This window comes from Peptidiphaga sp., from assembly GCF_057238965.1.
Genome location: NZ_DBHHEV010000019.1, coordinates 17,995 through 29,120 on the forward strand (window position 1 = coordinate 17,995; position 11,126 = coordinate 29,120).

General features: G+C 65.9%; 8 protein-coding genes. 2 read left to right on the top strand and 6 right to left on the bottom strand.

Going from position 1 to position 11,126, the window contains the following annotated elements:
* Positions 1-156 precede the first annotated feature (156 nt).
* Together ACO48X_RS03865 and nrdF are read right to left on the bottom strand one after the other, a co-directional pair.
* Complete coding sequence (locus tag ACO48X_RS03865; protein ID WP_485000713.1) at positions 157-1,788, bottom strand: Ig-like domain-containing protein; 1,632 nt, start codon at positions 1,786-1,788, stop codon at positions 157-159.
* Between the two features lie 517 nt (positions 1,789-2,305).
* Entirely contained in the window at positions 2,306-3,283 is a 978-nt protein-coding gene (gene nrdF / locus ACO48X_RS03870; protein WP_485000714.1) for a class 1b ribonucleoside-diphosphate reductase subunit beta, read from the bottom strand.
* Positions 3,284-3,439: 156 nt separating this feature from the next.
* Between nrdF and ACO48X_RS03875 the strand changes: the two genes are divergently transcribed.
* Positions 3,440-4,885: a heparan-alpha-glucosaminide N-acetyltransferase domain-containing protein gene (locus ACO48X_RS03875; protein WP_485000715.1), complete on the top strand. Its 1,446-nt coding sequence runs from the start codon at positions 3,440-3,442 to the stop codon at positions 4,883-4,885.
* Between the two features lie 74 nt (positions 4,886-4,959).
* On the opposite strand, the gene ACO48X_RS03880 is transcribed toward ACO48X_RS03875, so the two are convergent.
* The 3 genes from ACO48X_RS03880 to ACO48X_RS03890 all read right to left on the bottom strand — a co-directional run bounded on the left by ACO48X_RS03880 (position 4,960) and on the right by ACO48X_RS03890 (position 9,565).
* Entirely contained in the window at positions 4,960-5,376 is a 417-nt protein-coding gene (locus tag ACO48X_RS03880) for an RNA-binding S4 domain-containing protein (protein ID WP_485000716.1), read from the bottom strand.
* Between the two features lie 79 nt (positions 5,377-5,455).
* Positions 5,456-7,270 (bottom strand): hypothetical protein, encoded by a 1,815-nt coding sequence (locus ACO48X_RS03885; protein WP_485000717.1) that lies wholly within the window; start codon positions 7,268-7,270, stop codon positions 5,456-5,458.
* A gap of 306 nt (positions 7,271-7,576) precedes the next feature.
* Positions 7,577-9,565 carry a trypsin-like serine peptidase gene (locus ACO48X_RS03890; RefSeq protein ID WP_485000718.1) on the bottom strand — a complete coding sequence of 663 codons (1,989 nt, stop codon included), beginning with the start codon at positions 9,563-9,565 and terminating at the stop codon, positions 7,577-7,579.
* Positions 9,566-9,998: 433 nt separating this feature from the next.
* On the opposite strand from ACO48X_RS03890, the gene ACO48X_RS03895 reads away from it, so the two are divergent.
* The gene (locus ACO48X_RS03895; RefSeq protein WP_485000719.1) at positions 9,999-10,277 is read left to right on the top strand and encodes a hypothetical protein; all 279 of its coding nucleotides are present in this window, start codon (positions 9,999-10,001) and stop codon (positions 10,275-10,277) included.
* Between the two features lie 126 nt (positions 10,278-10,403).
* Here ACO48X_RS03895 and ACO48X_RS03900 read toward each other — a convergent pair.
* Positions 10,404-11,126 (bottom strand): hypothetical protein (locus ACO48X_RS03900; protein ID WP_485000720.1); only part of this gene is annotated, 723 nt, incomplete at its 5' end.

The following is an 11,126-nucleotide window of genomic DNA, read 5'->3' on the forward strand; positions in this document are numbered from 1 at the left end:
AAGCCCGCCGGTCGGCCCGAATCGCATCGGCCTTTTGCCGCTTGGCCGGAAGCGCCTCAGCGCCTCCGATTCACAGCGGTTCCGAAATGGGTCCGATGCCTGCCCGAGCCTTTGCAGTTTCGGCGTCAGCCCCTAGTTCGGCCTCAGCCTTGGTTTTCAGCCCTTGTTCCTCTTGCGGAGGAAGACGAGGACTCCGCCCACAGCCACGGCGGCCAAGCCGATGACTCCGAGCCAGAGCACCGCCGCGCCCGTGTCGGGAAGCGAGGGCGTGGAGGGCGTTTCGGTCGGCGTGGAAGGCGTCTCCGAGGGGGTCGAGGGAACCGGGGGCACGGGGGCTCCCGGCGTCGTCGGCGGCGCAATCGGCGTCGGCGGCGTGGTCCGCGTGGGAGGCGTGGCGACCCGGTTCGCCTTGTTCGTCACGACGACGGACGTGAGCGTCCTGTCGCCGACGGTCACGACGGCGCTCTTGCCGCCGTCAGCCACCTTGACGTTCGAATCCTTCGAGGAGAAGACGGGGTCGCCCCACGCCACTCCGTCGTCGGTCGGCTTGATCTCAGACAGGGTGACCTTCGTGCCCTTGGGGAGGGAGCCGATCGTCTTAGCGGGGCCGCCGGCCTTGAGGCTGAGAGTGTCGGACTTCTCCTTGCCGTCGACGGTGTAGGAGGCCTTGACGGTGTACTCCTTCGCGGCGTCGACCTGCGAGGCCGCGTCGCCCGTGAGCGGCGCCTTGGTCACGCTGATCGAGCCGAAGCCGGCCCCGTCAAGCCTTCCGGCGCCGAGGGTCACGATGGCGGCGTCGCTCTTGACGTCCGAGCCGTTGATGTTCGCGTGGTTCTGTATGGCGTCGCCGGCTTTGACCTGCGAGGGGTCCTTGAGAACCGTGTAGTACCCGAGCTCGTAGACGTAGCCGTCCTGGCGCGGCCAGCTTGCCTGAAAGCCCTTCTCGTTGGGCTGGAAACGGAAAGTCCCGCCGTCGACGCTCTGGCCGACATTGATCGTCTCGTCGGCGTCGGCCCCGGATTCGAACTTCTTCGAATCCTTCCACACGCGCAGAACGGGCTGCCGCCCGGACTCGTCCGAGAGCTTGTACCCGCCGTGGTCGTCGCTGAAGGTGTCGTTGACCGTGATCTGCCCGCTGTTGGCGTAGGCTCCGGCGTTGACCCAAATCCTCCAGTAGAAGAGGTTGGGGCTGACCTCGCCCTCGACCCAGCCCTGCTTGTACGCCCTCTCGGGCAGTCCGCGCAGGTCGCCGGGCTTGATCATTCCGCCCGGAATCTCAACGACGATCGGGTTTCCGGGAACCTTGAACGTGAAGTTCTGAACCCCTTCGGACTTGGAGATCTGGGTCCGAACCCAGCCTCCGCCCTTCATGTCGGGGTGGGAATTGACGTAGTCGGTGAAGGTGCAGGTCAGCGTCTGGCCGGCGCCGCCGGGGACCGTGCACTTGGCGACCTCGGTCTTGCCGTCGTTCGCGTACATCGGGAACGACGTGATCTGGGTGCGCATCGAGTCAGGCAGGCCGATGGTGAAGGTGTCGCCGGCCTTTGCACCGGATCCGGTCGTGTCCACCGTGAACTTCACCTTGGTGATGTCCCACACGTGGTGCGGCGTCGACTGGCCGTCGCGCGACGTGTTCTCGACCGTGATGCCGGTAACAACCTTGACTTCATTCGCACTTGCCGCGGTGGGCATGGAGAGGAGCGCACCAAGGCTCAGCGCGAGCGTGCAAATGAGCGTGAGGATCCCCGGCACTCTCCGGCGGACCCCGATTGGTGAGGAAGTTGTCATGAAATTGTCCTTGCGTGTTGAGCCATGGGCGTTGTTCAAATGTGGGCACGTGTGGGGAATGATTCCCATGGCATAGGTCAATCGTAGATTAAGCGGTGTTTTCCAGCCCCTCCGGGGCTATGGGGAACTCTACCCGTATGTAAAGTCGGCCACAAGGCGCCTGCAAGAATTCCGAACAGTCTGCGAGGGAGGCTTTCTCAGGCCCCGCGGGGCGACGTCGGAGATCCCGCCGCCCCGCGGCCCGCATCCCCACACGGGCCGCGGAAGGCCGCTCCAAGTGCGTGAACCGGAGCGACTACGTCAAGAGTAAGGAAAGCAAAGGCTTCACCCGTCATCCCGCAAGCCGAGCCGGCCAGCCACTTCGGGTGGACGCCTCGAAAACGCCCAGAAGAAAAACAGGGGCTTTGCTTGATTTAATCGTCAACCTCGGGCGGCGGCGTCGGATTTTTCGCAGAAAGAATCGAGCCCCGCGGCGGCAGTGACAATCGCCACCCGCGGGGCCGTGAGCCGCGCCCTCTCAGAAGTCCCAGTCGTCGTCGGTCGTCGCCTCGGTCGTGCCGATCACGTACGAGGAGCCCGACCCGGAGAAGAAATCGTGGTTTTCGTCCGCATTGGGCGAGAGCGCCGCGAGGATGGACGGGTTGACGGCGGTCTGGTCCGGCCCGAACAGCGCCTCGTACCCGAGGTTGTTCAGGGCCTTGTTCGCGTTGTGGCGCAGGAACATCTTGACGTCCTCGCTCAGCCCCATCTCGTCGTAGAGAGACTCGGTGTAAAGCTCTTCGTTGTCGTAGAGATCCATCACCAGGCTGTAGGTATACTCCTGCAGCTCGTCGCGCCGCCGCTGCGAGGCCTTGGCCAACGCCCTCTGGTACTTGTAGCCGATGTAGTAGCCGTGGACGGCTTCGTCGCGAATGATAAGGCGGATGAGGTCCGCCGTGTTCGTGAGCTTGGCGTGGGCGGACCAGTACATCGGAGCGTAGAAGCCCGAGTAAAAGAGGAAAGATTCGAGCATCGTCGAGGCCACCTTGCGCTTTTCGGCGTCGTCGCCCCGATAGTAGTCGAGGATAATCTTGGCTTTCTTTTGAAGATGCTCGTTCTCTTCCGACCACCTGAAAGTCTCGTCGATCTCTTCCGTGGATATAAGGGTGGAAAATATCGAAGAATATGATTTGGCGTGAACCGATTCCATAAAGGCGATGTTCGTGAGAACGGCTTCCTCGTGAGGAGTGACGGCGTCGGGAATGAGCGAAACTGCCCCCACGGTTCCCTGCACGGTGTCAAGCAGCGTCAGCCCGGTGAACACGCGGGTGGTCATCTGCTGCTCGTGGGGCTTGAGGGTGTTCCACGAGGGAATGTCGTTCGAGAGCGGAATCTTTTCGGGGAGCCAGAAGTTGCCGGTGAGGCGATCCCAGACCTCCAGGTCCTTTTCGTCCTCGATTCTGTTCCAGTTGATCGCCTTGACGGAATCGACCAGCTTGATCTTCGGCGGCGTCATGATTCTCCTCGTTCAGGGTTGCCCGCTTGTACCCCGACATTCTTCCACGTCGCGGCGCCCAATGAAACGGACGCGCCAGCCCGGGCGGCCCTCGCCCAGCCGGTCTGCGCACGCAAGCCTTAGCTCTCACCCCTTTGGCTCCCTTAGACTTGTGTCATGAGCATCACCGAGCCCGCTTCGTTTTCCTCAAACGGCGACGCCGGAGACTCCGACGCCGCCGCTCAGACGCAGGCCTCCCTGCCGGAGGAACAGGCCGCTCTCAACCCGCAAGATTCTGCGGCGGACGCCTCGGGCGGCCGTTCCGCGGCCCTGAGCGGGGAGACCGCCCGGCGACCCGGGCGGATCGGCGGTTTGGACATCGCGCGAGGCTTGGCGGTCTTGGGAATGGTCTACGTCAACTTCGCGCCGATCGGCGACGGCGACGACAGGTGGTCATCGACCCACTCGATCCTGTCTGACATCCCCAGCGGGCGCTCCGGCATCCTTTTTGCCCTCGTCGCCGGGGTGTCGCTGTCCCTTCTGACGGGCAGGGACGCGCCCTACACCGGCGAGCGCATGGCGATCGCGCGCAAGCGCATTGTCGGGCGGGCCTTCATGCTCGTCTTTCTCTCAATGTTGACGTCTCTGCTCAATCTGCCCGTCATCGTCATCCTCGGCTATTACGCCGTCTGGTTCGTCTTGGCTCTGCCCTTCACATCGTGGAGCGCGCGCAGGCTGTGGACGGCTGCTGCGGCAACGGCCGTCGTCGGCCCGATTGTCTCCGTGGCGATCGTCTGGTTGACGGCTTCGCTCGGGCTTGCCGCGCAGGAGAACGACCCGTTCCTGTGGACGATGCTCATCGCCGGGAACTACCCGGGGCTGGTCTACATGGCTTTCATCTTCGCGGGAATGGCGATCGGCAAGTCATGCATCGCCGAGACGAGGCGCCAAGCGAAGCTTGTCGCTTTGGGCGCGGTTTTGATGGCCCTCGGGTACGGGGGAAGCTACGTCCTCACGCACACTTTGTTCGACTCTGGCGACGCTCTGCAGGTGCGCGGGGCCGTTGTGACGGATGAAAGCGAAGGGGGCCGCGCCGCCGCTCCATCGGGCGGCGAGACAGACCCGCCTCCGGCCGACCCCGACAGCGATCAGCGCGAGCATGCCTTCGACTGGGCGCCGGTCGCCTTCGACCCGGCCTCGCAGCTGATTACGGCCAACCCTCACGCCAATACGGTGTTCGAAGTGGTCGGATCGGGAGGCTTCGCGATCGCGCTGACCGGGCTTTGCCTGCTCATCGGCCGGGCTTCCCGCAACGCGCTTCGGCCGCTTGCCGCGGTCGGCTCCATGTCGCTGACTGTCTACGCAACCCACCTCGTGGTCCTCGGAACGATGCCGGACCTTGCGAACAACAGCTGGGAGGCCGTGCTGTGGATGTCCGTCGGCGCCCTGATCGTATGCGGCCTGTGGCGTCTCTTCTACAGACGCGGGCCGTTGGAGTGGGTGATGTGGCGGTTCTCCTACTACGTCGCGGGCCTGCTCTCCGCGAAACGAATCGCACCGCCGGGGGGATCCGACGGCGCGGGTTCGCCAGCCCCGGTTTCCTCAGCGGGGGCGGAGTCCTAAATCTTTCTCCCGGGCTGCCAGATTCTTCTCCCGGCGCCGCCCTTGGACCGGCGCAGCATTCTCGGCCAGCAACGTCAGTCGAGGCGGCCGAAGTTCGAGTCCCGGCCGAACAGCCTGTCGAGCTCGCGCCGTTCCTTCTTCGTCGGCCTGCCCGTTCCGGGCTCTCGCCTCATCACGGGAATTCGCACGCGCGGGCGCTCCGGCGTGAGATTCTCGTAGCACGCCTGCGCCAAGGGCGCGCTCGTCCGCTTCGAAATGACGCCCGTGACCTTGAGGATCCGATCGAATCCCTCGTACCGATAACGCACCTCGTCGCCGACTCGGACGGGAGTGGAGGGCTTGGCCGTCTCGCCGTTCACCCTGACGTGTCCGGCTTTGCACTCCGACGTCGCCAGCGAGCGGGTCTTGCATTGACGCACGCTCCACAGCCAAACGTCTACGCGGACCTTCGTCCGTTCGCCGCCGCTTGCGTCAAGGCTCTTTCCGTTCATGCCGGCCTCTCCCCGCTTGCGCAACCTCCGCGCAGCCGCAGCCGTGCCTCAATCCCTCGCCAGTCGGGTCGCAGCGCCGTCATTTGCCCTTCCCCGCGGTTCGATACACGCCTATGACCGCCTCGGTCAGGTCCGTGTAGACCAAACGGCTCCCCTGCCAGGCGAAGCCGTACGGCCGCAGCACGTCGCCTCCGTTCGCCTCTGCGAACAGCCGGTCGGCGCGCGTCTTGTCGATTCCGGCGAGCGTCGCGCCGTCGCCGTCGACGAGGATCGACGAAACGATGGCGGGCGCCCTGGATTCGCCCGCAGACTTGCCGCGGGTTTCGACGTTGACGACGGCAATGTCGTGACTGAGGTCCACGCCCTTGACCCTCGCCTCGCCTATGGCCGCGCTGCGCTTGCCGTCGATTGAGAGCTTCCCGTCGCCGGCGGAAAGGAGCACCGGCGCCTTCGGACCCGCGGCCAAGTATCGTTTGCCCGGGGGAAGGGGGGACGCCGTGTCGCTCGAATCGGAGGAGGCGTCCTTGCCCGCGGCGTTCCCGCCGGCTGCGTTCCCGCCTGTTGCGCCTTCGCCCGCAGTGCCTTTGCCCGCTGCATCGCCGCCCGCTCCGTCTGACGGCGTCGGCTGCGCCGAGGCATCGGGGTCCTCGCTCGGTGCCGCGTCGTCCACGCCATTGGCCTGGCCAAGCCGCGAGCGCATGTCCGCTTCGGCGTCCGCAAGGCTGGAGTCGGACTCGACGGCCGAGCTCAGCACGGTCACGTCGGCTTCGAGTTCCCACGCGTCGTCCGCCCCGGCGCCGATGCCGACCAGGCCCGATTCGGTTTCGCAGATCACTCCGTCCTTGAGCGCCGCGCAAGCGCCGTCGAAATCCTTCTTGACAAAGCGATTTCCGCGGGTGAAGTAGACGCCCGACACAGAGTCCGTCCGCACGACGAGGTAAGAGCCGGTCATCTGCGCGCGAATTCCCGTGGCTTGGGAGGCCGGAGGCCTGGCCACCGGCTTGTGCGCGGATTTCTTTTGCGGCGACGTGCCGGAGGGAGCGCCGTTCGACGACGGGCCGTTCGAAGGCGAAGCGACGTCGGCGGGAGAGCCGGACGAACCGGCGCGCGACGGCGAGTTGCCGCGCGAAGGCGAAGCGCTCGAAGCCCGAGGCGTCTTCGGCCGCTTGGCGGCGGAGGGGGAGGCTGCTTTTCCGGGGGTCGGCGAAGCCTTTTCGCGCGGCGACGCCGAGGGCTTCTCTTCAGTTCCCTCATTCTCTGGCGCGGCGGTCTTTGGCGCGGCGATTCTCAAGTTCTTGTCCGCGACGGGGGCGCCGTCGGCGTCGAACCCCGTCACGTGGACGTCTTTCGTTCCGTCCCAGGTGAGGAAATAGGCGACGCCTTCGCGCACGCCGACGAATTGGAAGGTGCCGGCGGGGCCGACGCTGAGGTCTTTGAACCGCCCGCTGGCGGGATTGAGGATGCGCGGATCGCTCACGGACCATTCGCCGTCCTCGTAGTTCGAGGTCAGGCACACGGTGGGCGAGTCTCCGACGCAGTCGACCCAGCCGTCTGCGGTCTTCTTCCACGAGGCCTTCGCCTCGCCCGGCGCGTATCCGGCCAGCTCCGAGCTTTTCGCTTTGAAGTCGTGGCGGACGGAGACGACCGTTTTTCCGCTGACGACGACGCCCGCGAGTTCACCGGGGCCGCTCTCCTTGCGTTCGAGGAGAGCGGCCGTTCCCGGAATTTTCGGTGCGTATTTGAGGGCGGCAAGGGTGGGCGCGGGGGCGGTCTCCGTCGTGGACGCTCCCGCGCCGGACGGCGACGTCGGCTTCGGCGTTTGGCCGCAGGCCCCGAGGGCCATGAGAAGACCCGCGAACGCGGCCGATGTGCGCGCGAACGGCCTACGGGTCATTCTCATTCTCCTTCCGGGAGGACCTTGCGAGCCGACCTCCCTACTGTTTCACGGTCTGCAACAAATTGCGAACCGAATCTCTGGCGACGAGTCCCCAAAAGGGATGCGCCGCCCTCTGGGAGGGACGCGAAGTCCGGGCGTGCGAGCCGGAAACCAAGTCAGCCAAGGGCATTCGGCCGCCTGCCGACCGATGTCCGCACGGCCGTCGGCTGTCCGCTGTTCTATCGGTCACTGCCCGGCGGCCGCCCATCCGATCACCGGCTGACGGCTGCCGATGCGGTCACCGGCTGAAAGCCGCTCGTCCGGTCACCGGCTGACGACCGTCGTCACGTCGGAGGGCGTCGGCTTCTTGCCCGCCTTCACGTTGGCGAGCATGAGCACCCGCGATCCGCGCATGTCGATGACGACGTCGGAACCCGTTCCCTCGGCGTCGAAATCGCCCGCCGCGAGCGCCTTGACCTGGCTCGGATCGATTCCCGCTGCGCGAATGTCGTAGGGCGCGATGCGATAGACCGGGAGGGCGCCCTTCGGATCGTCGTCGGTGATGAGCCACGCGGCGGACCTTCCGCTGCGGTCCTTGCCGACCACCATGACGTCCGTGAGGCGGCCGCCGCCGAAGTCCCCCGCTGCGACGACGCCGTCGATCCCGCTCGCCAGCGGGCCGTTCGCGCCGCCTTCGCCGCCGACCAGGCCTTTGAGGCCGTGGACGGGCCACGGCTTGTCCCTGGTCAGTCCGTGTTTGGACACGTGAAGATAGACGCTCGTCGTTCCGTCGGCCCATACAACGAGGAGGTCGTCCCTCTTGTGGTCGCCGTCCGGGCTGAAGTCGCCGCCGATGATCTGGCGTGCCTGAACCCATTCGAGCGGATCGTGGGGGTTGAGATGCATCAGCCGGCGGGGCCCTCCCGAGCCCGGGTCCTGGAGCAGCATGACCTTCCCGTCCTGCCCAAGGGCGACGAGGTCGTCTTGGCCCGAGCCGTCGAGGTCCGCGGTCGTGAGCATCCGCGGCGGCAGGTTCGACGACGACCCGCGCGAGGCCCTCCGGGAGGCCATGAACGGGAATGTGAGGCTGCCCGAGCCCAGGAAGACGTCCACCGTCCCGTTGCGCCAGGAGACGACCAGGTCGTCGACGCCGTCCACTGCGCCGAAGTTGCCGGCCGCCATGAGCTGGGCGCCGCTCCAGTCTCCGGCTTTCGACAGGTCGAAGGCTTCGGCCTTCGCGATGAGCTCGGCCACGAATCCGGACATGCGCACGCCCACGGATTCGTCGTCGGTGTATCCGCCGCCGTCCTGGCCGCCGCCCGTGACGGCGACCATGCACCACTTGGTCACGCCGTTGACCGTCTTCGGAACGAGCCACGGCCCGCCGGAGACGCCGCTGGCCATTCCGGAGCATTTGATGTTGAAGAAAGACGTGCCCGCTTCCTGGTATTCGGAGGTCGAGTTGAGGCAGTGGCGGGGGTAGGCGGCGGTGTAGGTCGAATTGTCGGAGTCGTCGGCCGGATAGCCGACGATTTCCACCTTCGGCTGGGCGATCTGCGCGTCAAGGGAGATGTCGAACCCGCCCGTCACCTCTTGGATCGTTTGGTTGGCGACGTTCGGGGCGACGCTGAGGACGGCGACGTCGTAGGCGACGCCGTCGTCGCCCTCGCTCTCGTAACGGGGGTCGATGTAGATGGTGGAACCGGACATCTCCCAGACCCCGTAAGGCGTTTGGGCCCGGCCGTTCACCCATGAGAATTGGGGGATGAACACGACCGACTGGGCGTTGACGTTGTACCAGCAGTGCGCCGCGGAGACGACGATCGTGCCCGAAGCCGAGTTGACGACGGAGCCGGAGCATGTGTGGTATTCGGCCGTCGAGCGGGGCCCCGTGCGGTAAAAGAAGGTTCCCGTCTGCGGCAGTCCGATGAAATTCTCGCCGACGCCCACCGTCCCCTCGCCGAGCTGGACGTTTGAAAGCTTGGGATCGTTCAGGGCCGAAGCGGGCAGCTGGGTCGCCTGGGCCGACGGCTGCTTCTGCCCAGGCTGCTTTTGCTGGCCCGGCTGATTCGACGACGGCGGATTGGCTTGGTCCGGGTGACCGCCCCTGACTGCTTGGGCGAGCCTGTCTCTGGTCCAGAAGCCGTTGCCGCCCACGTGGCCCTTGGCGCGGGAGTCGAGGGCGACCCGCCCGCCTTCCGAAAGCGGGCGAGGCACGGGCGGCTTGAGAATGGGGCGGGAGCAGCCCGCCAGCATAAGGCATGCGCACACCACGGCGAGCACGATCCGTCCGCACCCTGTGATTCTCGCCATCTACCCTCCTGTTTGGACGCCACTGGCTTCAACGTCGCGCATGCCCGAGGAATTCCCCGGCAGCGCACGTCGGCTTCGCAAAGCGAATTCGCGGCGTCGTGCGGCGATGCCTTCCCAGCGATCTATTCTAGGCCTCCCCTCGGCCCGCCGACGCCTCTCCCTTGGGTTTGCATGTCTCCCTCAGGCTGCGCGTCTTGCGCGCCCCCCCCCTTTTTTGGCCTCCACTCCCTCTCTCGGTCTGCGCGCCCCTTCTTGGCCTGCGCCACTCCCTCTCTTGGCCTGCGCTCCCTTTTTGGTCTGCACCCCTTGGCCGGTGCGCCTTCGGAGCGGCGGTTTTCCCTGGCCGAAATGAACGTGCAAAATATGTTTGGCTGTTGTCACACCGCAGCAACGCACCGACCGTCTGGAGCCCTCAGTGTTCTTCAACAACTTTGTGAGCGTCTTGCAGCTCATCGCCTCGCCGCTGTTCTTCGCGACGGCGGCCGTCGCGTTTGTCTTCCTCACCGTGGCGCTCGTGAGGCTGTTCGGGGCGCAACGCAAGCTGGCCCGGGCTCGCAGACTTCTGATCGAGGCGGACCTTGCCGAACGCGGCGTCGGCGTCGGGTCGGCTGGAAAGCCCCACAGCAAAGGCGGAACGACGGGCAAAAGTCTGAGGTCAGGAGCCGAGCAAAAGGCCGGCGACGACGGGAAAGCGGAGTCTGCCGGCGCCTGAGTCCGCCGTCGGCGGCGGCGGGGCGCCTTTCAGATCGTCGGGCGCGGCGGGTCAGATCGTCGGGCGCGGCGGACATGAATCCGCGCCAGGACGCCCGCGAGCCCCTGGCAAGGCGTCTTCAGACGCTCAGTAGGGCGACTCCAAGCCCATCGACTCGTAGTGCCTGCGCAGATCTTCGAGCGTCACGCCCGGGCCGATCGGCTCGGTCCATCGGGCTTGGCGTTCTCGGGTGTAGTGGACGATGGGTTCGTCCCACAGCCTTATTGCACTGCAATAGGCCGAAACTGCCCCCTCCGTTTTCTTTTGCGTCGGAGCAAGGCTCCTATAGTCGATCCCGCGTCCGCTCTCGTTTGACGGAAACAAGCCTTCCCGCCATCGGGGTTCCCGCCACCATGCGCGCCCGTCCCAGCGTATCGGCGTCAGAACTTCGCGAGGCTCGCCCGCACCCGGGCACGTGCCGTACCTGGCTTCGTCGTCGGGCCACCGCTCGATGTAGACCGTCCTCAACCGTCCGCGGTCCGTTTTCTCGGGGCGCTCCACGTCGATTCCGATCTCCAGGAAATCGCCGCCTTCGTATCGCCACATGTCCACATCGACCCAAACTGACGGCACGCGTGAGTAGCGGGCATGCCTCGAAGCGGCCCACGGCAGCCCGTCGGCTCTGAGGAGAAACCAGCTTTCGCCGTCGACGGCGAACTCAAGGGCGAAGCGCCCCTCCCCAGCAACCTCGTGATAGCCCTTAAGCCGGCCTTCAAGCACGCGCCCCTGCCTGTCCATCAGGGCTCTGCGCGTGGAAATCGGCATGAACCAGCCCAGGTCGCACGGGACGTCGGGCGCGGGAGCGGACAC